The 22,971-nt window shown below is 68.5% G+C and carries 24 protein-coding genes and 1 pseudogene; 10 read left to right on the top strand and 15 right to left on the bottom strand.

The genetic code is table 11. The features are described 5' to 3' along the window. Positions 1–13: 13 nt before the first annotated feature. A pseudogene (locus Ga0609869_RS04395) lies at positions 14–328 on the bottom strand (methyltransferase domain-containing protein); the annotation flags it as partial. A 265-nt stretch (positions 329–593) separates the two neighbouring features. Here Ga0609869_RS04395 and Ga0609869_RS04390 point away from each other — a divergent pair. Both Ga0609869_RS04390 and Ga0609869_RS04385 read left to right on the top strand, forming a co-directional pair. Next, positions 594–1,691 carry an alpha/beta fold hydrolase gene (locus Ga0609869_RS04390; protein ID WP_125403105.1) on the top strand — a complete coding sequence of 366 codons (1,098 nt, stop codon included), beginning with the start codon at positions 594–596 and terminating at the stop codon, positions 1,689–1,691. 100 nt (positions 1,692–1,791) lie between these two features. Continuing rightward, positions 1,792–2,685, top strand: coding sequence for a DMT family transporter (locus Ga0609869_RS04385; RefSeq protein WP_125403106.1), 894 nt, complete (start codon positions 1,792–1,794; stop codon positions 2,683–2,685). Between the two features lie 248 nt (positions 2,686–2,933). On the opposite strand, the gene Ga0609869_RS04380 is transcribed toward Ga0609869_RS04385, so the two are convergent. The 5 genes from Ga0609869_RS04380 to Ga0609869_RS04360 form a co-directional block, all read right to left on the bottom strand. Then, the gene (locus tag Ga0609869_RS04380; protein WP_125403107.1) at positions 2,934–3,392 is read right to left on the bottom strand and encodes a GNAT family N-acetyltransferase; all 459 of its coding nucleotides are present in this window, start codon (positions 3,390–3,392) and stop codon (positions 2,934–2,936) included. 125 nt (positions 3,393–3,517) lie between these two features. Next, complete coding sequence (locus Ga0609869_RS04375; protein ID WP_125403108.1) at positions 3,518–4,027, bottom strand: anthrone oxygenase family protein; 510 nt, start codon at positions 4,025–4,027, stop codon at positions 3,518–3,520. Between the two features lie 63 nt (positions 4,028–4,090). Beyond that, on the bottom strand, positions 4,091–4,519 hold the full coding sequence (locus Ga0609869_RS04370) for a DUF4345 domain-containing protein (protein WP_125403109.1): 429 nt from the start codon (positions 4,517–4,519) through the stop codon (positions 4,091–4,093). A gap of 25 nt (positions 4,520–4,544) precedes the next feature. After that, complete coding sequence (locus tag Ga0609869_RS04365; protein ID WP_125403110.1) at positions 4,545–5,372, bottom strand: Rossmann-fold NAD(P)-binding domain-containing protein; 828 nt, start codon at positions 5,370–5,372, stop codon at positions 4,545–4,547. A 108-nt stretch (positions 5,373–5,480) separates the two neighbouring features. Continuing rightward, positions 5,481–6,485, bottom strand: coding sequence for an AraC family transcriptional regulator (locus tag Ga0609869_RS04360; protein ID WP_125403111.1), 1,005 nt, complete (start codon positions 6,483–6,485; stop codon positions 5,481–5,483). 348 nt (positions 6,486–6,833) lie between these two features. Between Ga0609869_RS04360 and meaB the strand changes: the two genes are divergently transcribed. From meaB to Ga0609869_RS04340, 4 genes are all read left to right on the top strand, one after another. Then, positions 6,834–7,820 (top strand): methylmalonyl Co-A mutase-associated GTPase MeaB, encoded by a 987-nt coding sequence (gene meaB / locus Ga0609869_RS04355; RefSeq protein WP_125403112.1) that lies wholly within the window; start codon positions 6,834–6,836, stop codon positions 7,818–7,820. Between the two features lie 103 nt (positions 7,821–7,923). After that, positions 7,924–8,214: a 50S ribosomal protein L28 gene (gene rpmB / locus Ga0609869_RS04350; RefSeq protein ID WP_125403113.1), complete on the top strand. Its 291-nt coding sequence runs from the start codon at positions 7,924–7,926 to the stop codon at positions 8,212–8,214. A gap of 205 nt (positions 8,215–8,419) precedes the next feature. Beyond that, positions 8,420–10,435 carry an NADPH-dependent 2,4-dienoyl-CoA reductase gene (locus tag Ga0609869_RS04345; protein ID WP_125403114.1) on the top strand — a complete coding sequence of 672 codons (2,016 nt, stop codon included), beginning with the start codon at positions 8,420–8,422 and terminating at the stop codon, positions 10,433–10,435. Between the two features lie 172 nt (positions 10,436–10,607). Further along, positions 10,608–11,513 (top strand): LysR family transcriptional regulator, encoded by a 906-nt coding sequence (locus Ga0609869_RS04340; RefSeq protein WP_125403115.1) that lies wholly within the window; start codon positions 10,608–10,610, stop codon positions 11,511–11,513. A gap of 268 nt (positions 11,514–11,781) precedes the next feature. Here the strand turns inward: Ga0609869_RS04340 and Ga0609869_RS04335 are convergent, their stop codons facing one another. From Ga0609869_RS04335 to Ga0609869_RS04320, 4 genes are read right to left on the bottom strand one after another with little or no spacing between them, the layout of a single operon-like run. Further along, a complete protein-coding gene (locus tag Ga0609869_RS04335) occupies positions 11,782–12,717 on the bottom strand; it encodes an OmpA family protein (protein WP_125403116.1) in 936 nt (311 codons plus the stop codon). Further along, positions 12,714–13,247, bottom strand: coding sequence for a peroxidase-related enzyme (locus Ga0609869_RS04330; protein ID WP_125403142.1), 534 nt, complete (start codon positions 13,245–13,247; stop codon positions 12,714–12,716). Before Ga0609869_RS04330 ends, Ga0609869_RS04335 begins: the two co-directional genes overlap by 4 nt. A 57-nt stretch (positions 13,248–13,304) precedes the next feature. After that, positions 13,305–14,021 carry a GNAT family N-acetyltransferase gene (locus tag Ga0609869_RS04325; RefSeq protein ID WP_125403117.1) on the bottom strand — a complete coding sequence of 239 codons (717 nt, stop codon included), beginning with the start codon at positions 14,019–14,021 and terminating at the stop codon, positions 13,305–13,307. Beyond that, the gene (locus tag Ga0609869_RS04320) at positions 14,018–14,749 is read right to left on the bottom strand and encodes a competence/damage-inducible protein A (protein WP_125403118.1); all 732 of its coding nucleotides are present in this window, start codon (positions 14,747–14,749) and stop codon (positions 14,018–14,020) included. Before Ga0609869_RS04320 ends, Ga0609869_RS04325 begins: the two co-directional genes overlap by 4 nt. A gap of 45 nt (positions 14,750–14,794) precedes the next feature. Here Ga0609869_RS04320 and sfsA point away from each other — a divergent pair, with 45 nt between their 5' ends. From sfsA to Ga0609869_RS04305, 3 genes are all read left to right on the top strand, one after another. Then, on the top strand, positions 14,795–15,511 hold the full coding sequence (gene sfsA / locus Ga0609869_RS04315) for a DNA/RNA nuclease SfsA (protein ID WP_125403119.1): 717 nt from the start codon (positions 14,795–14,797) through the stop codon (positions 15,509–15,511). A gap of 64 nt (positions 15,512–15,575) precedes the next feature. Next, a complete protein-coding gene (gene map / locus Ga0609869_RS04310; RefSeq protein ID WP_245972076.1) occupies positions 15,576–16,391 on the top strand; it encodes a type I methionyl aminopeptidase in 816 nt (271 codons plus the stop codon). A 105-nt stretch (positions 16,392–16,496) separates the two neighbouring features. Continuing rightward, the gene (locus Ga0609869_RS04305) at positions 16,497–18,050 is read left to right on the top strand and encodes a dienelactone hydrolase family protein (protein ID WP_125403121.1); all 1,554 of its coding nucleotides are present in this window, start codon (positions 16,497–16,499) and stop codon (positions 18,048–18,050) included. A 117-nt stretch (positions 18,051–18,167) separates the two neighbouring features. Here the strand turns inward: Ga0609869_RS04305 and Ga0609869_RS04300 are convergent, their stop codons facing one another. The 3 genes from Ga0609869_RS04300 to Ga0609869_RS04290 are packed head-to-tail and all read right to left on the bottom strand — an operon-like array spanning position 18,168 to position 20,920. Continuing rightward, a complete protein-coding gene (locus Ga0609869_RS04300; RefSeq protein WP_125403122.1) occupies positions 18,168–19,103 on the bottom strand; it encodes a DUF6635 family protein in 936 nt (311 codons plus the stop codon). Between the two features lie 48 nt (positions 19,104–19,151). After that, positions 19,152–19,712 (bottom strand): 16S rRNA (guanine(966)-N(2))-methyltransferase RsmD, encoded by a 561-nt coding sequence (gene rsmD, locus Ga0609869_RS04295; protein WP_125403123.1) that lies wholly within the window; start codon positions 19,710–19,712, stop codon positions 19,152–19,154. Next, positions 19,709–20,920, bottom strand: coding sequence for an NAD(P)/FAD-dependent oxidoreductase (locus tag Ga0609869_RS04290; RefSeq protein WP_125403124.1), 1,212 nt, complete (start codon positions 20,918–20,920; stop codon positions 19,709–19,711). Before Ga0609869_RS04290 ends, rsmD begins: the two co-directional genes overlap by 4 nt. Before the next feature lie 82 nt (positions 20,921–21,002). On the opposite strand from Ga0609869_RS04290, the gene Ga0609869_RS04285 reads away from it, so the two are divergent. Continuing rightward, entirely contained in the window at positions 21,003–21,488 is a 486-nt protein-coding gene (locus Ga0609869_RS04285) for a peroxiredoxin (protein ID WP_125403125.1), read from the top strand. Here Ga0609869_RS04285 and Ga0609869_RS04280 read toward each other — a convergent pair. Together Ga0609869_RS04280 and Ga0609869_RS04275 are read right to left on the bottom strand one after the other, a co-directional pair. Continuing rightward, the gene (locus Ga0609869_RS04280) at positions 21,485–21,778 is read right to left on the bottom strand and encodes a 4a-hydroxytetrahydrobiopterin dehydratase (RefSeq protein WP_125403126.1); all 294 of its coding nucleotides are present in this window, start codon (positions 21,776–21,778) and stop codon (positions 21,485–21,487) included. The two genes, Ga0609869_RS04285 and Ga0609869_RS04280, sit on opposite strands and share 4 nt — an antisense overlap. After that, a complete protein-coding gene (locus Ga0609869_RS04275) occupies positions 21,775–22,962 on the bottom strand; it encodes a GNAT family N-acetyltransferase (protein ID WP_125403143.1) in 1,188 nt (395 codons plus the stop codon). Before Ga0609869_RS04275 ends, Ga0609869_RS04280 begins: the two co-directional genes overlap by 4 nt. Positions 22,963–22,971: the final 9 nt, after the last annotated feature.

Here is a 22,971-nt window from a genome sequence, read left to right as displayed (position 1 = left end):
GGGTGATCCGCCCGCCCGGTCGCAGAACGCGGCGCGCCTCCGCCACGACGCGGGGTGGCTCGGGCACGTGCGGCATGCCGAAGCCGACGGTCACCGCGTCGAAGCTGGCATCCGGAAACGAAAGCTGCATCGCGTCGCCATTGACGAAACGCGCCCCCGGCACCGCTGCACGGGCAAGCTCGAGCATGGCAGCGGAGAAATCGAGGCCGGTCACCCGCGCTCCGGCCGCGACAAGGCCCGCATAGACGTTGCCGTGCCCGCAACAGAGGTCGAGCGCATCCGTGTCCGGCCCCGCATCCACGGCGGCGACAAGGTGCGGCACGACCATATCCGAGGCTTTTGCGAACCCGCTCGCATAGGCACCGGCGACGCCCGGTTCCGACCATTCCCGCTTTTCCAACTCTGCAAAGGCTCTCGTATCTCCCACGACCCGTCGTCGCGTTCTGGCACGCGCGTGCGCCCAATCCACTACTGTGCGGCGCCGCCAAGATCCTGATCGGAGGTTACCAGATTTTTCCGCACTCCGCCGACAGCCCTGGCACGCACGACATTCCTCATCACAGGATCGGTTCGTCGCTGATATGATTGGCACCATGACCGACTCTGACCGCCTCCCGCGCCAAGAGATTTCCTTCGTGTCCTCCGTCGACGGCACCCGAATCGCGGTCGCCGCGATGGGCGAAGGGCCGGTCATCCTGCGGGCCGCGCATTGGCTGAGCCATGTGTCCAAGGACATCGAAAGCCCGGTCTGGCGCCCTTGGCTGTCCCGGTTGTCAGCGCGCAACCGGATGATCCGATATGATCTGCGCGGCTGCGGCCTGTCCGATCGCGACGTCGACGAGATCGGGTTCGACGCCTGGCAGGCGGACCTGGAGGCCGTTGCGTCCACGATCAGTGAACCATTCGTTCTCATGGGCATGTCGCAAGGCGCTGCACTTGCGATCGCCTATGCCCTGCGTCATCCGGACCGGGTCTCCAGCCTCATCCTCATCGGCGGATACGCTCGGGGTTTGCTGGCACGCGGCACGGACGACGCCACGCGGATGGAGGCCGAGACCCTGTCGAACCTCATGCTACTCGGCTGGGGCAAGCAGGGGTCTGCCTTCTCGCATGTGTTCACGCAGCTCTTCGTCCCGAATGGAACAGCGCAACAGGTCGGCTGGTGGGAGGACCTGCAACGCTTGTCCGCTTCGCCTGATGTCGCCGCGCGGACGCTGGACGTTCTGCACCGAATCGACGTCATCGAGGAGGCGCGGCGATTGGCGCTGCCCGTGCTGGTCATGCACAGCCGCCACGATGCGCGCATTCCGTTCGAGCAGGGCCGTCAACTGGCGGCAGCGATACCCGGCGCGTCCTTCGTCGCCTTGGAGAGCGCGAACCACGTCCTGCTGGAACAGGAGCCCGCATGGGACCAGATGTGGCGCGAAATCGACGCATTTCTGGGTAACGGCGCGCCAAGACCGGATATTGCGTCCCGCCCTGCCCAGGCGATCTCCGATCTGTCGCCGGCGGAGCGAGACGTGCTGGGCTGTTTGACCGAGGGGCTGGGCAATTCGGAAATCGCAGCACGGCTGGGAAAATCCGAAAAGACGGTGCGCAACCAGGTCTCGACCATTCTCGGAAAGCTCGGGGCCCGGAGCCGATCCGAAGCGATCGTCCAGGTTCTGTCCGGACGTCAACGGGACATTTGACCCGACGTCGCCTGAAATAGTCGGGCGAGGGGGGACACACGCCTCATGACCCAATCAATCCGATGCAGTTTCCTCGCTCACAGTAAAAGAGGAGACGACCATGCAGATGACCGAGGCACCCGATCGCAGTGCGGTCCCGGCCATGGCGGCCCTGACCCTCGCCGCATTCTTCTGGTCCGGAAACTTCATCGCCGGACGCGCGCTTGGGGGAACGATCCCGCCTCTGGAGTTGAATGTCATCCGCTGGGCGCTCTGCCTGGCGCTGCTGTTGCCGCTCGCCGTGCCGGCGCTTGTGCGATGCCGCGCCGAACTGGCGGAGCATTGGCGGTTGATCGTCCTGCTGGGCCTGACCGGCATCGCCGCGTTCCACACCATGGTCTACCAGGCGCTGACGCTGACGCCGGCGGTCAATGCCCTGCTCATCCTGTCGCTCGCGCCGGTTGTCACCGTCATCGGTGGCGCGATCTGGAACGGATTTCGACCGGGAAAGGCACAGTTTGCCGGACTTGCGATCTCGGCCGTCGGTGCGGGCATCATCGTGGTTTCGGGGCGCGGGAACATGCGTGCCGGCTTCGCGGATGCAGGGTCACTGTGGATGCTGGGCGCGATCCTGGTCTGGGCGGCCTATTCCCTGTTGCTGCGCCGGCGACCCGCCACGTTGCCACAGGACGTGACGCTGACGGCCAGCGTCATCGTCGGGCTATGCGTCATGGCACCGCTGCTTGCCATTCAGGGCGTTCAGCCCATTCCGATGACTGGCCCGATCATCGCAGCTCTTGGCTACATCGCCTTGTGCGCATCACTTCTGGGGTTTCTGCTTTGGTCGTGGGGGCTCGACCGGATCGGACCCGAACGTGCGGGACAATTCCTGCACCTGATGCCGGTTTTCGGCACCGTTCTCGCCGTCGCGCTGTTGGGCGAACGGCTGACACTGACCCATGTCTCCGGAGGGGCTCTCGCCGTCTGTGGGATAGTTCTGGTCAATCGCCGATGATGAGATGGGAGTGTCCGTCGTCGAATGCCTTGAAACTGGACAGCACGGATCAGATCCACACGTCGACGGAGCACGGCCAGAGTATTGCGAATCCTGGGTGCGCGCCTTCAAGATCGGCCCATAGCTTTCGTTTGTGCGACCAGCTTTATGCTGCGCTGCGGCCCGCCAGACCGGACGTACGCCCTAGGGGCGCCAACCTCGCCGCACCTGCGAGTGCCCCAGCGTTCAGGGTGGTTCGCTGCCCCTCCTTAGATCTGTAGCTTGTATCCAATATGGGTCGGTTCAAAACCCAGACGTTCATAGAAGCGATGGGCGTCCGGGCGGGCCTTGTCGGTGGTGAGCTGAACCAACGAACACCCGTGTGCCCGGCATTCGCTGATCGCCCACGCAAACATCGCTTCACCAAGCTTGCCGCCCCGACGGTCGCTCGCGATCCGCACCGCCTCGATCTGTCCTCGCTTGGTGCCATTGCGAGAGAGACCCGCGATGAAGGTGAGCTGCAAGGTTCCAACAATCTGCTGCTCCTCCTCGACCACACAAAGAAACTGGTTCGGGTCGGCATCAATCTCCGCAAATGCAGCCCGGTAGCAATCGTCTACGGCTGGCGAAGCGTTTTCCCGCGACGCACCAAGCACGTCATCGGCCAGCATCGCGACAATCGCCCCCAGGTCCGCTGCGGTTGCTCGGCGGTAACGCGGGTCACCCATGAGTATCCTCCTCTCTTCATTGCCGACCGCTTCCATAGGAACTGCGGGTCGTGAACGAACGTGCCGGCGGACAGGCGCCGCTGTGCTTCGTTGCGCAGGTCGGCGCCCTGATGCGGCTCGGTTTTTCAAGCCGCCTGTGCCTGAGACTGCGCCGCCCAAGCGAGCGAGAACAGCAGCAGGGCCGCAGACAGTCCGCAGGCGACGGTTCGGACGGTATTCCAGAAGCTCCAGCGGGGCAGATAGGTGCGGGCCCAGTAGTCCAGGGTCGCATCCGCGGAGGCCTCCATGCCCGCGAGGGCTTCATTCATCGGCACGTTGAAGAACACCGTTACCCCGAAGCATCCGACGAAATATGTCAGGCCCGCCAGCATCATCACGGTTCCCGGACCGTGTGCGACGACTATTGCGCCATAGGCCGCGATCAGCAGGGATACCGGCGCCAGCCCGAGGAAGAGCACCATGAAGACCCAGCGGAACACCTCTCGGTTTATGGCCTGCATCGCCTCCGCGCCACCCTGACCGCTGGTCACGGACAGGGCGCGCATGATGAAATCCGAGAAGGCGAGAAAGACGCCGCCGACCAACGCATAGGCGAGGACGGTGAGGTGGGCGAGGTAGAAGAGAACAGGGGACATGGGGACGAGTTCCTTGGATTGGGGCGGCGGCAGGGCATCAAGCGCCACGCCGCCGCGGCAGGCTCAGCGCGCGGGCTGCACCGTGGAGAGGCCGGGCGCCGGCTGCCAAAGGCGCCGGCGGAAGGCTGCGAGGCAGAGCGCGGCGATCATCAGTTCGATGACGAGGGCGCCGATGACGTTGCCGGACGGCATCCCGTCCAATGCAAGCCCGACCAGCCGTCCGGCCGGAAAGGCGGTAAAGACCGTCAGGGCCGCCGCCATGCCAACGGGCCGGACCGCGTGCCGCCAGATGCCGAGCAGCATCAGAAAGCCGAACCCCGCGAGTCCGGCGCCTGGGGCGCGCAATTCGCTCAGCAGGTTGGCGTCTTCGCCGAGCGTGATGCCGGAGCTGGCGTAGAAGACGTGCGGCGCGAACAGGATGAAAGCGCCGATGGTAAGCGCGGTGAGGCCGGAGAGACCGAGCGCGATCTTCTCGAGCAGGGTGGGTCTCATGACATGTTCCTTTCGATGGGGGGTGTCAGGCGGCGGTTGTCCAGGCGCCGGTTTGGGCGGCGGCGCGGGCGAACTCCGCAAAGTCGCGGGCGCCGCGGCCGAGCGCGCGCATCACGCCGTCCGTGGTGTGGGCGTTGCGCCCGTCCAGCGTTTCGCGCGCGATCGCGGTGAAGACGTCGGCGACGAAGGGGCCGCCAGCCTCGGCGATGTTCGCGTGGAACGCCTCGAAACTGATCGGGATATGCCGGATCTCGCGGCCGGTGGCCCGCGAGAGTTCACCCGCCATGTCCGCGAAAGTCATCAAGCGCGGGCCCGTCACCTCGTAGAGTTCGCCCTTGTGGCCTTCTTCGGTCAGGGCCGCGACTGCGACATCGGCAATATCGTCGATGTCGATGATGGGCTCGGCGACATCGCCGCCGGGCATTGGAAGAACGCCGGCCAGGACCGGATCGCGCAGGTAGCCTTCGGAGAAGTTCTGCGCGAACCAGGCGGCCCGGATGATGGTGAAGTCGACGCCGCAATTGCGCACCACCTCTTCGCCCAGCCGCGCATGATGCTCGCCGCGGCCGGACAGCAGCACGAGGTGCTCGACGTCCACGTCGCGGGCCGTCTCGCAGAGAGACTCGAGCTTTTCCACGGCTCCGGGAAAGGCGAGATCGGGAAAGTAGGTGACATAGGCCGCACGGGTTCCGCGCAGGGCCGGCGTCCAGGTCTCCGGCGCGTCCCAGTCGAAGGGTGTTGCGGACCTGCGCGAGCCGCGGCGCACTGGCAGGCCCCGCGCCTCGAGGCGGCTGGCGACGCGGCGGCCGGTCTTGCCGGTTGCGCCGATGACGAGGATCGGTTGGTCTTTCATGGGGTATCTCCCTGGCTTCGGTATCGGTAGCCAAGGGATAGGCGCAGGGGTGCTGCGCGGTCTTGACCGGCGATGCCAGCCTTTTGACCGCCGTCGCCAATGCGCGCGTCAGCGCTGGGAGATATCCTTGCGGTAGGTCGCGGGGGTCGTGCCGACCCAGCGCTTGAACGCGCGGGTAAAGGCGCTCTGCTCGGAGAAACCGGTGAGGAACGCGATTTCGGCCAGAGAATGGCTCTCGTCCCGCAAGAGCCCCTCGGCGAGGTCGCGGCGGGTTTCCTCGGTGAGGCTCTGAAAGGTCATGCCGTGCTCTGAGAGGCGCCTGTGGAAGGACCGCGCACTGAGCCCGAGGCCGCGGGCGATCTCGGCCATCCTCGGCGCCCCCTCGCTGAGGGCCTGGGCGATTGCGGCTTTCGCCTGCGTGACAAGCGCCGGCTCCCGGGTGATCTCGGACAGTTCCGCGTCGAGATGCGTGGTGAGGTATTTCGATATCCCCTCGTCCCCGAGGATATTGGGCCGGGCCAGCACCTCGTCGGCATAGAGGATCGCGTCGAGTTCGGCGCCGAAGCGCACCGGGCAGCCGAACCACTCCTCATGCGCGGCGACCCGGCGCGGGGCGGGATGCCGGACCAGCACTTCCACGGGCGCGAGCGGCACCGGGCAGACCTGCCGTGCGATGGATACCGCGCTCGCAAGGGTCGCCTCGTTCGACAGCCGCATCCCGAGGCGCCGTTCGCCCGCCCGGTGCAGGATGAAGAGCGTGCCCCCGGTCGCCGGCCGCAGCTCGTATTCCACAACGCTGGACCACAGGCGCGCATAGCGTTCCACCCGCGCGTAGGACGCCCCGAGCGTCGTCGCCGCCTTGAAGGCAAGGCCAAGCGCACCGTATTCGTCCAGCCGCATCGAGGCGCCCGTGCGCACCGGCAGGTCGGTCACGTCGATCTGATCGGCGATCCTTTCGAGCATGTCGTAGTAGCGCTCGGCCGGAACCATCCTTCCGGCATCCCAGGGATCATCGGGGGCGATCCCGACGCTGGCCAGCATCGCCGCAGCATCGATTTTACCGCCCGCCGCGGCGACCACCTTGCGCGCGAAGAGCGACGTGACATACCCCATGCCCGGCATTCTACGGTGCGCGTGGTGAACGGCCAACCTCGCGGTGGAACCGGGCGCGCGCTGAACTGGATGTCCGCTGTTCGTTCAACCTCGCATCCAACGTGCACGAGTAGAGAAGGTCGGCGTCCCGCCCCGTCCACCGGATTGTCGCGACCCGCCCGTGGCGTCGCCCGTGGCGCAGGCGATGAAGGTCTGAAATTCACTCTCACCGGCGCATCGGCACAGGATCGCGCCGCTGCGGCATGGTGCGCGGCAGAGGGCGGTCGCCCCCCGAACCGGGCTCCGGGGCTGGACACCCATCCGCGCGCGCGGCAAGAGGGGCACCATCCCAGACGACCGGAGGCGCCCATGGACATCGCCGATCTCGCCACCCGCATCACATCCGGCGACCGCCGCGCGCTGGCCCGCGCGATCACCCTGGTCGAAAGCGGGCGGGCCGATCACCGCGAACGGGCGCAGGCGCTCTTGGCCGCGCTTCTGAGCAACGGCCGCCAGGCGCTCAGGATCGGGCTGTCAGGCACGCCGGGCGTGGGAAAATCGACCTTTATCGAAAGCTTCGGGATGATGCTGATCGGCAAGGGGCTGAAGGTGGCCGTGCTGGCCGTCGATCCCAGCTCGGCCCGCTCGGGCGGCTCGATCCTGGGCGACAAGACCCGGATGGAACGGCTGTCGCGCGACCCCAAGGCCTTTATCCGCCCCTCGCCCAGCCAGTCGACGCTGGGCGGCGTGGCGCGCCGGACCCGCGAGGCCGTCAGCCTGTGCGAGGCGGCCGGGTTCGACGTGGTGCTGATCGAGACCGTGGGCGTGGGCCAGTCCGAAACCATGGTGGCCGAGATGACCGACCTCTTCGTGCTGTTGATGGCACCCGGCGGCGGCGACGAGTTGCAGGGGGTCAAGCGCGGCATCATGGAAATGGCCGACCTGATTTTGGTAAACAAGGCCGATGGCGACCTGGAACCGGCCGCGCGCCGCACCTGCGCCGATTACGCCGGCGCGCTGCACCTGCTGCGCCGCCGCCCGCAGGACCCCGAGGGCTTTCCCAAGGCGATGTGCGTCTCGGCGCTGTCCGAGGCCGGTCTGGAAACCGCCTGGGACGAGATGCAGGCGCTGGCCGACTGGCGGCGCGAGCACGGCTTTTTCGATGCCCGCCGGGCCGACCAGGCGCGGTTCTGGTTCGGCGAGGAGGTCCGGCGCGGGCTGCTGGCGCGTCTCGACCACGATCCGGCGCTGCGCCAGCGGATGGAAACGCTGGGCACGGCCGTGGCGGCGGGCGAGGCGACCGTGGCGGGCGCCGTGGCCGAGATTCTGGCCGAGATCGGCGCGCGCGGGGGATGAATCGCTTGACGCCTCCGCGCTTTGGCCGTAAAGGAGCCGGACGAATTTCGCGGCGTCGCCCTTGCGGCGCCGATCCGCTTTATCGAGACAAGGAAAACAAGCCATGTCGCGCGTCTGTGAACTGACCGGTAAGGGTCCGATGGTCGGCAACAATGTCAGCCACGCCAACAACAAGTCCAAGCGCCGGTTTCTGCCCAACCTGAACGACGTGACGCTGATTTCCGACGCGCTGGGCCAGTCGTACAAGCTGCGCGTCTCGGCCTCGGCGCTGCGCACGGTCGACCATCGCGGTGGCCTCGACGCTTTCCTCGTCCGCGCGAAGGACGCCGATCTTTCGGAAAAGGCGCTGAAGATCAAGAAAGACATCGAGAAGGCCCAGGCCACCGCCGCCTGATCTCTCTCTCTCTCTCTCTCTCACGATCGCTCTGTCGGGCCCTGCCGGAAACGGCGGGGCCCTGTCTTTTCCGGGTCCGGTCTTTCCGTCGCTTCCAAGGCGCGCGAACGGTGCGCTGCCGCGACCGGCTGTCCTTGCTTTGACGTTTGGTCAAGGGGTGACAGGCGCCCTCGGGCGCAGCACTCTGGCCCGCGGGGAGGACGACATGACCGACTACCCGCACCTGTTGGCCCCGCTAAAGGTCGGGCCCGTGACGCTGAAAAACCGCGTCATCATGGGCTCGATGCATACCGGGCTGGAAGAGCGCCGGGACTGGGACCGCGTTGCCGCCTTTTATGCCGCGCGGGCCCGCGGTCGTGCCGGGCTGATCGTGACCGGCGGCATGGCGCCCAATGCCGAGGGCGCGCTCTTTCCCGGCGCGGCGGGTCTATTTACGCCCGAGGACATGGCCGGCCACGCCCGTGTCACGGCGGCCGTGCACGAGGCGGGCGGGCTGATCGCAATGCAGATCCTTCATGCCGGGCGCTACGCGGCGGTGCCCGACTGCGTGGCCCCCAGCGCGCTCAAGGCGCCGATCTCGCCCTACATGCCCGTGGCGCTCGACGCCGCCGGTATCGAAAAGCAGATCGCCGACATCGCCACCGCCGCGGCGCGGGCCCGCGAGGCTGGCTATGACGGGATCGAGATCATGGGCTCGGAAGGCTATCTCATCAACGAGTTCCTGGCCCCCCGCACCAACCGGCGCGAGGATGACTGGGGCGGCTCTTGTGAAAACCGGATGCGGTTTGCGCTGGAGGTCGTGCGGCGGGTGCGCGCCGCGGTGGGCCGCGATTTCCTGTTGATCTTCCGCCTCTCGGTGATCGACCTCGTGCCCGAGGGCTCGACCTTCGACGAGGTGGTCATGCTGGCGCGGCGGCTGCAGGACGCGGGGGCCGATCTGCTCAATACCGGTATCGGCTGGCACGAATCGCGGGTGCCCACCATCGCAACCTCCGTGCCGCGGGCGGGCTTTGCGTGGGTGACCGCGCGGCTGGCGCGCGAGGTGTCGATCCCGGTCGTGGTGTCGAACCGGATCAACACGCCCGAGCTGGCCGAGCGCCTGTTGGCCGAGGGCGCGGGCGATCTGGTGTCGATGGCGCGCCCCTTCCTGGCCGATGCCGATTTCGTGGCCAAGGCGGCGGCGGGCCGGGCCGACGAAATCGCGCCCTGCATCGCCTGCAACCAGGCCTGCATCGACCATACGTTCCTCGGCAAGATATCGACCTGCCTCGTCAACCCGCGCGCGGCCTACGAGACCGAGTTGCGCCCCGTCCCCGCCGCGCAGCCCAAACGGATCGCGGTGGTGGGCGCGGGGCCGGCGGGCCTGTCGGCGGCGCTGGCCGCAGCGGGGCGCGGCCACGCGGTGACGCTGTTCGAGGCGTCCGGCCGGATCGGCGGGCAGTTGACCATGGCCTGCGATATACCGGGCAAGGAAGAGTTCCGCGGCCTGCTGCAGTGGTACGAGACGATGCTGGCCAAGGCGGGCGTGGCGCTCAGGCTGGGGCACCGGGCAGAGGCCGACGACCTGGCCGGGTTCGACGCGGTGGTGCTGGCCACCGGCGTCCGGCCCCGCGACCCGTCCATCCCCGGCCAAAACCTGCCCCATGTGCAGAGCTATGTCGACGTGCTGGCGCGCAAGGCACCGGTCGGCGCCCGCGTTGCGGTGGTGGGCGCGGGGGGCATCGGCTTTGACCTGGCCGAGTACCTGGTGACTGGCGACAGCCCCACCGAAGACCCCGCCGCCTGGCGCGCCGAATGGGGTGTGGGCGACCCGGCGCGCGACCGAGGCGGGCTTGCCCCCGGCGGACCCCGGCCCAGCCCGCCCCTGCGCTCGGTCACGCTGATGCAGCGCCGCGCCGGCAAGCCCGGCAAGGGGCTGGGCAAGACCACGGGGTGGATTCACCGCGCCGCGCTGAAGGCCAAGGGCGTCGAAATGCTGTCGGGCGTCGCCTACGAGCGGATCACGCCGGAGGGACTCGAGATCTCGCAGGACGGTGCGCGGCGGCTGATCGCGGCCGACACCGTGGTCCTCTGCGCCGGGCAGGAGCCCGAGAACGAACTGGCCGGAAAGCTGGAGAGCCGCGGTGTTTCCTGCCACGTTATCGGCGGGGCCGAGCGCGCGGCCGAACTGGATGCCAAAAGGGCTATAAACCAGGGCACGAGGCTTGGGTTTTCCCTTTGATTGCAATGCCTTGATGTGCCCTTGCCCAAGGCCTGCCACCTTGGTGTCTTGTTTCCACCACGATAACGATCCGTCTTTTACCCAACTATTGTCGGGCGTCTTCCGCAATCTCGCCTGAATTCGCACCGAGTATCCAACCCATCGCGGCGGGGGTGTGAGTTAAGGTGGTACGATGGACCGACTGACGGAAATGGAGGCGTTCGCGACCGTGGTGGATCAGGGGGGATTCACCGATGCTGCCAAGAAAATGGGGATTTCGAAATCTGCCGTTTCCAAGCATGTGTCCTCGCTTGAGGCGCGCCTCGGCGCGCGCCTGTTGAACCGGACGACCCGGCGGGTAAGCCCGACCGAGATCGGCCTTGCCTATTACGATCGCGCGCGGCGCGTGCTGAACGATGCCGGAGAGGCCGACGCGCTGGTCACCTCGATGCAATCGGCCCCGTCGGGGCTTTTGCGCATATCGGTGGCGACCGATTTCGGGGTCAATCATCTCTCGCCGGTGCTGGGCGATTTCCTGCGCGAATATCCCGATATCACCGTGAACATGGTGTTGAACAACCGCTATGTGGAGCTGATCTCGGAAGGATTCGACATGGCGATCCGCGTGGGCGAGTTGGAAGACAGCAGCCTGCGCGCCCGCAAGCTGACCGAGACGACCAAGCGGATGATCGGCTCGCCCGCCTATTTCCAGAAATTCGGCCGGCCGCAGAAGATCGACGATCTGAACGAGCACAAGCTTTTGCACTATTCCAACCAGTCCAGCGGCAACGTCTGGAAGCTGACCGCCCCCTCGGGCGAAAAGCGCCAGGTGCGCACGGCGGGCTGGTTGACGGTGAATGACGGCCAGTCGCTGTTGAATGCGGCGATCTCGGGCCTTGGCATCGCCTACCTGCCGAGCTTCCTGTTTCTGGAGGCGATGAAAGAGGGCCTCGTGGAAGAGGCGATCCCCGACTTGCCGGCCGAAAAGCTGGGCATTTACGCAGTCTACCCGCCGGGCCGGTTCACTCAGCCCAAGGTGCGCGCCTTCATCGACTTCCTCGTCGATGTCTTCGCCGACGCGGGCCCCGACGAGTGGTAAGGCGATAGGCAGACCGCTCTGCCCCTCGGGGCAGGGCCGTGTTCCATTGCACATCAAGTCCGAAGCGGGGCGCCCAGCGCCCCGTCGGTCGTGCGCCGGCCCGCGCATGGGCGCTGCCTGCATGGCCCGGTGACGCTCGTCCATGCACCAGCGGCCAGGCGATCCGCGCCCGAGCGAGCGTGGTCTTGCCGGCGTCGTTTCTCGTGAACCGAAACCATTGCCGCGCGACCGGACGGGCCGTGCGGGCATCGCCTGCCGGAGAGATCGTTCAGCGCGTCGAAGAGACGATCGCCTCGACCCGCCGGTTCAGCGTGCGCCCGGTCTCGGTCAGGTTGCTGGCGAGCGGCGCAAGAAAGCCCACGCCCTCGGCCGCCAGCTGCCCGGCGGGCACGCCCAGCCGGCCGATCAGGTGGTCCATCACAGCGCGGGCCCGTTCGCGCGACAGCGCCACGTTGCTGGCCAGCCCGCCCTCTGCATCGGTATGGCCCACCAGCACCACCGAGCGGTCGGGATGGTCGCGCAGGTAGGCGGCGAGCGCTTCGAGCGAGGCGAAATCCTCGCCGTCGAGTTGGGAAGAACCGGTGGCAAAGCGCACGTCTTTCAGCACCGTTCGGCCGGCCTGGTCCAGTTGGTCGGACAGCGCGCCGCTTTCGGCGGGCAGGGTGGGCAGCGGCCGCTTGGTCGAGCCGCGGCTATCGGCCGGTGCGGGCTCGGCGGCGCCGATCCGGGTCATCTGGACAAAGCCGCGGGTCGAAGACCGGCTGACCATGAGGCTGACATAGTCGGGCTCGCCCGAGGCGGTGTTGCGCGCCGACAGAAAGCGGAAATCGCCTAGGTCCACATGCATCACCGGTTCGGGCAGCAACTCGACCGAATAGCGGAAATCGAACCCGCCGCATTCGGCGGCGGCGCAGTCGTAGATCACCGCATAGCCGGCCTCGATCAACGCCGCGCGCAGAGGCGCCAGGATTTGCAGGGTGGTCATCCCCTCGCCCGGCACATGCCACACCCGCGTCGTGACCTTGCCCTCGGCGCGCAGCATCGGCACCTCGCCGTCGGCGAAGGGTCCGACGGGCACCGCGTAACTGCCTGCCACGATTTGCCTTTCGGCCACCGGGGCCTCGGCGCCCGGTGGCGTGACGGCCAGTGCCCAGGGCGCGGTGGGAAAGACCACCGCCGCCGCGATCAGTGCCGCGCGTCTCATCGGGCTGCGCCGTGATACTCCGGGTTGGGCTCCATTCCCACGGCCGAGGCCACGCGGTTGGTCATGTTGAAGAACCCCACGACCGCGGCGATGTCCCAGATATCGCGCTCGGAAAAGCCTGCGTCGCGCAGCGTGGCGCGGTCGGCCTCGTCCACCCGGTGGCTGGCCTCGGTCAGCCGGGCCGCGAAATCCAGCATGGCGCGCTGGCGGGCGTCCAGCGGCGCGGCGCGGTAGTTCATCACCATCGCCTCGCCCAGCGCGGGGTCGCCCGACAGTTCGCGTACCGCCGCCCCGTGGGCGACCTGGCAATACCAGCACCGGTTGATCGACGAGACCACGACCGCGATCATCTCGCGCTCCAGCTTCGACAGCCCGCTCTCGCCCAACATCAGGTCGCTATACATCGCCGAAAACGCGTTCAACTTGTCGATGTCGAAGGCATAGGCCTTCAGCACATTGGGCACGAGGCCAAGCTTTTCCTCGCAGATGGCAAAGTATTTCTCCGTGGCCTCGGGCAGGGGCGTGGCCATGTCGAGGTCGAGGGCGGTCGGGGTTTTTCGGTTGGTCGTCACGGGTATTGCACGCTTTCAGGCCGTCAGGATGCGGTAATGGTAGTTTTCCACAACTGCCATGCCGAGGGAAGCATAGAGCGCACGGGCCGCTGCATTCTCCTCGGTCACCAACGCCGCCAGGATGCCGGCCCCGGCGTCGGCCGCCCATAGGGCGGTCGCGCGCATCAGGTTGCCGGCCACCCCCTGGCGGCGGTGGGCGGGCGCGACTTCCAGGGCATGACACAGTGCGACCGGGCCGTGACAGGCGGCAAAGGCCACCCCCGCGGCGCGGTCGTTCTGCCGGCCCAGAAGCGCGGTTTTGGGGCCCACGACCCGGCCCATCACCGCCAGCCGCGCCGGGCCGATGCCGCCCTCGGCCCAGATATCTTCCATGATCCTGAGCGGCGGCCACATGGTGAAGGCGCTGACCGGGGGCGGCGGCGCGGTGGCCAGCATGGCGACCGGTGCAGCCAGCACGACGACCGGATCGATGCGCACATAGCCCCGCGCGGCGAGGGCGTGATCGAGCGGCCGCTGGGCGCCGCGTATCTGGTAAAGCGGCGTCTGGCCCAGCGCGCGCATCGCGTCCTCGGCGCGGGCGAGGTCGGCCTCGGTGACGCGCCCTTGCACCGTTGCGGCCGATACGCGCTTGCCGCCGCCCTGTCCGTCGCGCACGGTGATCGGCCCGACCTCCTGCCGCGCGGCCGGTGGCCAGGTGGCCTCGATCGCGGCGAACCAGTCGGTTTCGGTCACGTGCGTCCCTCGGGGATCAGCGCGCAAAGCCGCCCCATGGCGGCGTCGATCTGGGCGCCGTCCTCGCCGCGGATCACGACATTCGTGCCGTAAACCCCGTCGCGCTGATACGGGTAAGAGCCGATCGAGAGCCCCGGAAACTCGTCGGCCAGCGCGCGCAGGGGGCCGGCGATATCGCCCTCGGCAAGGCCGAGGTTGAGGTTTTGCGACAACAGCGGTGCGCCGCCGGTCAGCGTCGGCAGCACGCTGGCCACCATCGCCTGAAAGACCGACGGCACGCCCGCCATGACATGCACGTTGCCGATGGTGAACCCGGGCGCGGCCGAGATCGGGTTGTCGATCAGCGCAGCGCCTTCGGGGATGCGCGCCATCCTGAGGCGCGCCTCGTTCATCTCGCGCCCCATCCGGTCGTAATACTCCTGCATGACGGCGCGGGCGTCCTCGCGCACGTCGATGGCGGCGCCAAAGGCCGCGGCGACCGCGTCGGCGGTGATGTCGTCATGCGTCGGCCCGATGCCCCCCGAGGTGAACACCAGGTCGTGGCCGGCGCTGAGCGCGCGCAGCGCCTCGACGATGCGCTCGTGAATGTCGGGCACCACGCGCACCTCGGCCAGCCTGATGCCGTGCTTGGTCAACTCGCCGGCGAGGAAGTGCATGTTCGAATCGCGCGTCCGCCCTGACAGGATCTCGTCTCCGATCACCAGCATGGCCGCTTCCGGGTTGCCCATCGTGCCCTCCTTGTCGCCCCTACCGGCCCGGTATAGGACCGCACCATGCGCTTTCAAACCCCTCTCGTTCGGGCGACGCTGGTGCGCCGCTACAAACGCTTTCTCGCCGACGCGCGGCTGGAAGACGGGCGCGAGGTCACGGCCCATTGCCCAAACCCCGGCGCGATGCTGGGGCTCAAGGCGCCCGGCACGCCGATCTGGCTGGAGCCCAACGACGACCCGCGGCGCAAGCTGAACTACGCCTGGCGGCTGGCCGAATTGCCGGGTGGACACTGGGCCGGGATCGACGCGGGCCTGCCCAACCGCGTGGTGGCCGAGGCGCTGGCCGACGGCCGCATCGCCGAGGCGGCAGGTTACGACAGCGTGCGGCCAGAGGTGAAATACGGGCAGAAAAGCCGCGTCGATTTCCTGCTGACCGGCGCAGGCCGGCCCGATTTCTACCTCGAGGTCAAGAACGTGCATCTCAGGCGCGCCGATGACTGGGCCGAGTTTCCCGACAGCGTCACCGCCCGCGGCGCGCGGCACATGGCCGACCTGGCCGCGATGGCGGGCGCGGGGCACCGGGCGGCGGTGCTCTATCTCGTCCAGCGCAGCGATTGCGCGCGCCTGCGCCTGGCCGCCGATCTCGACCCCGCCTATGCAACGGCCGCCCGCGCGGCGCGTGAGGCCGGCGTCGAGATGCTGTGCTATGGCACCGACATCTCGCCCGAGAGGGTCACGCTGGCCGATCACATGCCCGTGGACCTTGCGCCGCAGCCCTAGCCCCCCTCTGGCAAATAACCGCAATGCGCTTTATCTAACGTCAGGAAAAGCCAAGGAGCAGACGTTGGACGACAAGACGCGCGGCCGCCTGACCAAGGATGGCATCCGGATCTATGACAGGGCCGATTTCGCGGGGATGCACCAGGCCGGCCGGCTGGCCGCCGAGATCCTCGACGCGATGGCCCCTCTCGTCGTGCCCGGCCGGAGCACGGGCGAGCTTGACGAGGCGATCACCCGCATGGTCGACGAGGCGGGGGCGACCTCGGCCACGATCGGCTACAAGGGCTACCGCCATGCAAGCTGCATCTCGGTCAACCACGTGGTCTGTCACGGCATTCCCGGCGAAAAGCTTCTCAAGGACGGCGACATCCTGAATATCGACGTCACCGTGATCGTCGATGGCTGGTACGGCGACACCTCGCGGATGTACGTGGCCGGAAAGCTGTCGCGCAAGGCCGAGCGGCTGATCCAGGTCACCCACGACGCGCTGATGAAGGGGATCGAGGCGGTTCGGCCCGGCAACACGTTCGGCGATATCGGCCACGCCATCCAGAGCCATGTCGAGGCCCACCGCATGAGCGTCGTGCGCGATTTCTGCGGCCACGGGCTGGGGCGCGTGTTCCACGCGCCGCCCAACGTGTTGCATTACGGCCGTTCGGGCATGGGCCCCGCGCTGGAGGAAGGCATGTTCTTCACCATCGAGCCGATGGTGAACCTGGGCCGCCCCGAGACCAAGGTCCTGTCCGACGACTGGACGGCGGTGACCCGTGACAAGTCGCTATCGGCGCAGTTCGAACATTCGATCGGGGTGACGGCCGATGGCTGCGAGGTGTTCACCCACTCGCCGGCGGGACTGTTCCACCCGACCTACGCGACCTGACGCCGCGACGCCGCCGGTATTGGCCGCGCCGGGCCTGACCTCTGCGCGCCGCATGCTAGATGTGACGCACACGCGCAGAGGCAGAGCAGAAGGACGCCGCAGGCCATGACTCCCGAGACAGCCAACCCTCACCGCTTCGGCTGGCGTCTGACCCCTGCGCGCTGGGCCGTCGCCATCCTCGCGCTTGCCGCCATCGCGCTGTCGGTCTGGCAGCTCGAGGCCGAGCGCGCCGGTATCACGATAGAGCGCGTGCCGGGCACCGGCACCACGCCGGCCACCGTCTACCGCCTGAAGGACGCGCCGCCCGCGCCGGTCGTGCTGGTGCTGCACGGCTTTGCCGGGTCGCGGCCCTTGATGCAGGCCAGTTCGCTGATGCTGGCGCGCGCGGGTTATGCCGCGGTCGCCTTCGATTTCGAGGGGCACGGGCGCAACCCGGTGCCGATGTCGGGCGACCTTGCCAGCCCCGAGGGCACCGCGCTGTTGCTGATGGCCGAAACCCGGCGCGTCACCGACGCGGCGCTCGCCCAGCCCTGGGCCGACGGGCGGCTGGCGGTCCTCGGGCATTCCATGGGCAGCTACATCGCGGTCCGCCAGGCGCCCGAGGACGACCGCATCGCCGCAACCGTCGGCATCGCGGCGTCCGATGACGGGGTGACGGCGAATGAGCCGCGCAACCTCCTGGTGGTGAATGGCGCGTGGGAGGGGCGGCTGGTCGCCGACGCGCGCTCCGCGCTGCAGATGGCCGACCCCGCGGCGGAGCTGGGCCAGACCGTCGGCGACCCGGCCGAGGGCACGGGGCGGCGCGCCCTGCTGGCCCCGCACGTGGAACATGTGGGCGTGATCTACGCGCCCACCACCCTGCGGGAGGCCCGTGCCTGGCTCGATGCGACCTTCGGCCGGTCGAGCGACGGGCCGGTACCCCAGATGGGCGGCTGGATCGTGCTCTTGCTCGCCGGCATCGTGGCGCTGGGCTGGCCGCTGGCGCGGCTGCGCGACCGCACCCACGCGCCGCGCCCGGTGCCGCTGTCGCGCCGGCGATTCCTGGTCGCGGCCGCGCTGCCCGCGCTGGCGGTGCCGCTGATGCTGGCGCCTTTCGAGACGCGATTCCTGCCAGTGCTGGTGGCCGACTACCTGGCGGTGCATTTCGCGCTTTACGGCGCATTGGTGCTGGCCCTGCTGGCTTGGTGGGGCGAGGTGCGCTGGCCCGGCCGGGCCGAGGCGTGGCGCATCCTCGTGCTCGCGGCGCTGGTGGCCTTTTACGGCATCGGCATCTTCGGCCTGGCGATGGACCGATACGTGACCTCGTTCTACCCGATCCCGGTGCGCGGCCTGATCATCGCGGCGATGGCCGCGGGCACGATCCCCTTCATGCTGTCCGATGCGCTGATGGTCGAGGGTGGCCGCGCGCCCCTGTGGCGCAGCCTGACCGCGCGCGGCGCCTTCCTCGTCTCGCTCGGCCTCGCCGTCGCGCTGGATTTCGAGCGGCTGTTCTTCCTGCTGATCATCCTGCCGATCGTGCTGGTCTTTTTCCTGCTCTTCGGGATGATGGGCGGCTGGGTCGGCCGCGCCACGGCCCGGCCCGCGGGCGCCGGGCTGGGCTTGGGTCTTTTCCTGGCCTGGGCGCTGGGCGTGACCTTTCCGATGTTCCAGGCGGTCTGAGCCCCCGGCGCCGCGCCCCTGGCCGCGGTCCGGCATCTGGGTATTTGGGCCAAGAAGAAGATGCAGGGGCTTCTTCTTGGTGAAAATACCCATCTCTTCCGGACCAGCGGCGCTGCGCTATCCGCCGAACGCCCTGAGCGCGGCGAGCCCGGCATCGCTGAGGTCCAGCAGCCGCGCAAGGTAATGCTCGCGCGCGGCAAAGGCGCGGCGGCCTTCGCCCGTGAAGCTGTCTTCCATGGCATCGATCAGCCGGTGCAGCCGGCGCTGGTGCAGGCCGAGCGCGGTTTGGACCGGGTCGGCGATCACGCCCGCGAAGGCCGCGACAAGGGCGCCGAACGCCACCAGTCCGAGCGTCAGCGCCGCGAGGAGCCAGAGGGGCGTGGCCGTCGGGAACGCCCCGTACCAGAGCGACCCCGCCAGCCCGCCGAGCGGGAAGGCGGCGATGGCGGCCTGATGGGCCAGCACGGCCGCGAGGCCGGGCGCGAAGGAGACGACGCCGGGGGTGAGCGTCTGGAAAGCCACGGCGCCTGCGCCCATGGTGCCCAGCGCCGTGGTCATCTCGGCCACGGCCGAGCGGGTGCCGGCATAATCGTTGAGCGCGCGTGCCGCCTGGCCGGGGGCCCCGGCGTGGCGGCCGACGAGGGCGGCAAGCCGGGGCTCGGCCAGCATCGCCTCGGCCAGGGCGTCGCGCCGGCTGGTCCCGCCGGGGCCCGCCCAGGGAAGTTCCAAGAGGTCCACCACGATGGCGCGCTCGGTCGCCAGGCCGACAGCGGTGGGCAACAGGATGCGCCGGGTGGCGAGCCAGAAGGCCAGCCGGCGCGCGCCCAGGCGCCCGGCGCCCCAGGCGCCGAGGCGCGCGGCGATCAGGACTGGAGACAGCCCGACGTTGAGCGGCGCCTTGACGATGTCCCAGCCCAATGCGTGTCGGTGCAGCGTCAGCGAGCCGCGCAGCCCGAACCGGCGCCGCGAGAATTCGTCCACGCGCGCGCGTCGCGTGGCGAAATAGGCGCGGGCGGCCTCGATCAGGGCGGTATCGGCGGCGGGGTCTGTCATCGGTTCCACAAAGATGGGGTGCGTACGCGCGGGCACAAGCCGCGCGGCTCAGCAGGCGCGCAGCAGCGCGATGGTCGTGTCGCTATAGCGGCGGCTGTCGACGAGGCAGAGACCCTCGGGCGGCACGATCCCGGCGCTTTCCTCCCACACCACCAGGGCGTCCGGCGCGATCCAGCCCCCCGCGATCGCCGCGGCCAGCGCCTTTTCCCCCAGCCCCTTGCCGTAGGGCGGATCGAGGAAGACCAGGTCGAAGGGCGCGCCGGGCGCCGCGGCGAGCCGCGTTGCGTCGCGCCGGACGATCGTTGTCGCGCCCTCGGCGCGGCAGCGGGCGACGTTTTCGCCGATCATCGCGCGCGCCTTGGCCCCGGTATCGACGAAGGTGACATGCGCCGCGCCGCGCGACAGCGCCTCGAGCCCCAGCGCCCCGGTGCCGGCGAAGAGGTCGAGCACGCGCGCACCGGTGACCGGGTCGCCGTAGCGCCCGCCCAAGAGCAGGTTGAACAGGCTTTCGCGCACCCTGTCGGTGGTCGGGCGCAGATGCGCGCCGGCATCGCCCTTGCCCAGCGCGGCGAGGGTCAGGCCCCGGTGACTGCCCGCGATGATCCTCACGCCGCGATCAGCCCCTTGAGGTCGGTTGCCGGGTCGGCGATGCGCGCGGCGTCGGGCGAGCGGCCGGCCTCGATCAGGCGCTTGGCGATCATGTAGGCGCGCGGGTCGTTCATCGCGTCGACGGCCAGCAGGGTGGCGCCGGCGAAATACCAGTGGCTGACGCTGCCCGCGCGCGCGCCGGGGCGTAGGACCACCCGGTCATAGCCCGTGTTCAGCCCCGCGATCTGCAGCTTGACATCGTACTGGTCGGACCAGAACCACGGCTGGGGCAGATAGGGCGTCTCGGCGCCCAGCATGTTGGCGGCAACGGCCTCGGCCTGGTCGATGGCGTTTTGCACGCTCTCCAGCCGGATGCGCGCGCCGCGATAGGGCAGGCTGGTGCAATCGCCCGCCGCCCAGATCAGCGGGTCTGACGTGCGGCCCATGGCATCCACCGCGATACCGTTCTCGACGCGCAGCCCGGCGGTTTCGGCCAGTTCGGTCGCCGGCGTCACGCCGATGCCGACGATGACGAGATCGAGCTCCAGTTCGGTCCCGTCGCCCAGTTCGGCCCCTCTCACCCGGGTGTCGCCCAATAGCCGGGTCAGCCCGGTGCCCTCGCGCAGGTCGACCCCCCGTGCACGGTGCAGATCGCGGAAATAGGCGGCGGTCTCGGGCGCGGCGACGCGGCCGAGGATGCGCGGCGTGGCCTCGGTCAACGTGACCGACAGGCCCCGGCTGGCGGCCACCGCCGCGGCCTCGAGCCCGATATAGCCGCCGCCGACGATCAGCGCCCTTGCGCCGGGCCGAAAGGCCGGCGCCATGGCATCGACATCGGCCAGCGTGCGGACCACGTGTACCCCCGCCAACTCGCCCCCCAGGGCGCCCGACAGGCGGCGCGGCACGGCACCGGTGGTCAGCGCGAGATGGTCATAGCCGATTGCTTCGCCCCCGGCGATGATCCGCCGGTCGGCGCGGTCGATGGCGATGGCGGTGTCCGACAGGCGCAGCTCGATCCCGTTCTCGGCGTAAAAGCTTTCGGGGCGGAGGTAGAGCCGTTCCTCGGCCAGCTCGCCCAGGAGGTATTTCTTGGACAGCGGCGGGCGCTGGTAGGGCGGCACCGACTCTTCGCCGATCAGTGTCACGGTGCCGCCGAACCCCAGCGCCCTGAGTTTCGCGGCCATCGCGGCACCGGCCTGCCCGGCACCGACGATCACGATATGCGACATGCGAGGCCCCTTTGCTCTGGTCTGTCCGGTGGTGAAACCTACATGCGCCTGAGGTGAAATGGCAACGCGAACAGGGAGAGCCATGACGATTTCCAAAGGCGACCGTCTGCCGGATGTGACAATGACCCGGGTGGGGGTCGAGGGCCCCGAGACAGTGCAACTGGCCGAGGTGCTCAAGGGCCGCAAGGTGGTCGTCTTCGGCCTGCCGGGGGCGTTCACGCGGGGCTGCACGTCGGCCCACCTGCCTAGCTTTATCCGCACCGCAGACGCGTTTCGCGGCAAGGGCGTGGACGAGATCGTGTGCATCGCGGTCAACGACCCCTTCGCGCTGAACGCCTGGGCCGAAGCGACCGGGGGAAAGGCCGCGGGGATCAGCTTTCTGGGCGATTCCGAGGGCAAGCTGACCCATGCGCTGGGCATGGAGTTCAGTGCCCCGGCGATCGGCCTGATCGGCCGGTCGAACCGCTATGCCGCGCTCGTCGAGGACGGGGTGGTGACCGTGGCGCAGGTCGACGCGCCCGGCGAATGCAACCTGTCCACGGGCGAAGAGTTGCTGGCGGCGATCTAGGCCAGCGCGTCCATGCGCTTGGCCAGGTCCACGTCCTTCGCTGACAGCCCGTCCGCGTCATGGGTTGTCAGCACGACCTCGACCGTCTTGTAGACGTTCGACCACTCGGGATGGTGGTTCAGCTTTTCCGCGTGCAGCGCCGCGCGTGTCATGAAGCCGAAGGCCTCGACGAAATCCTTGAAAACGAAGGTCTTGGCGATGGCGTCGCGGCCGTCGGCCAGGCTCCAACCATTTTGCAGAAGTGGCGCGAGGTCGGTTTCGCGCTCGGCCTTGGTCAGCTTGTCGGTCATGTGTGATCCTCCATGTCGGTCTTGCGGAACGGGCCGTAGGCGGTCAGCACCTCGATTTCCTCGTCCACCGCCGCACGTTCGGCCCTGAGGTATTGCGCGATGGCCTCGCGGAAGCCGTCGTCGGCGACCCAGTGCAGCGAATGGGTCGGCACCGGCAGGTAGCCGCGGGCGAGCTTGTGGCTGCCTTGCGCGCCGGCCTCGACCGTTTCCAGTCCGTGGTCAATCGCGTAGTCGATGGCCTGATAGTAGCAGCATTCGAAATGCAGGCAGGGGTAATCCTCTGTGCAGCCCCAGTAACGGCCGTAAAGCCGCCTGCGCCCGATCATGTTCAGTGCGCCGGCAACGGGGCTGCCGCCCTGCTCGGCCATCACCAGCAGGATGTCGTCGGCCAGCGTTTCGTGGGCGATGTCGAAAAACGCGCGGGTCAGGTAGGGCGTGCCCCATTTCCGCGCGCCGGTGTCCTGGTAGAAATGCCAGAAGGCATCCCAATGGGCGGGCTCGATCGCGTCGCCGGTCAGTTGCCGGATGGTGCCGCCGAACGCCTGGGCCGTCGCGCGCTCCTTGCGGATGTTCTTGCGCTTGCGCGACGAGAGACTGGCGAGAAAGGCGTCGAAATCTGGATAGCCGGCGTTTTCCCAGTGAAATTGCTGGCTGACGCGATGAAGAAGCCCCATCTCGACGCCCGCCGCGGCCTCGTCCCCGGTGCAGAAGGTGACATGAACCGAGGAGAGCCGGTTCTCGGCGGCCAGCCGCACCGCCGCCTCGACCAGCGCCGCCTGGCCCAGCGCCTCGTGGCCGGGGCGCACCAGAAAGCGCCGCCCGGTGGCGGGGGTGAAGGGCACCGCGATCTGCAGCTTGGGGTAATAGCGCCCGCCCGCGCGCTCGTAGGCGTGGGCCCAGTTGTGGTCGAAGATATACTCGCCCTGGCTGTGGCCCTTGGCGTAAAGCGGCGCGGCGGCGATGGGGGTGCCAGCCTTGCGGGCCAGCAGATAGCGCGGCTCCCAGCCGGTGCCGGGCCCGACCGAACCGCTGTCTTCTAGGGCTTTCAGAAAGCGGTGGGTGGTAAACGGGTCTTCGGGGCGTCCGCCCTCGGCGGCCTCGGGGCAGGCGCAGGCGTCCCATTCTGCCGCCGCGACCTGCGACAGCGAGGACAGCACCTCGATTTCCACCTGTGTCTCGTTCATCCGCGCCGC

The sequence above is a fragment of the Rhodovulum iodosum genome, assembly GCF_041020385.1.
GTDB lineage: Bacteria > Pseudomonadota > Alphaproteobacteria > Rhodobacterales > Rhodobacteraceae > Rhodovulum > Rhodovulum iodosum.
The sequence above is the reverse complement of the archived record's forward strand: the minus strand, read 5'-3'. Positions and strand labels throughout refer to the sequence as shown.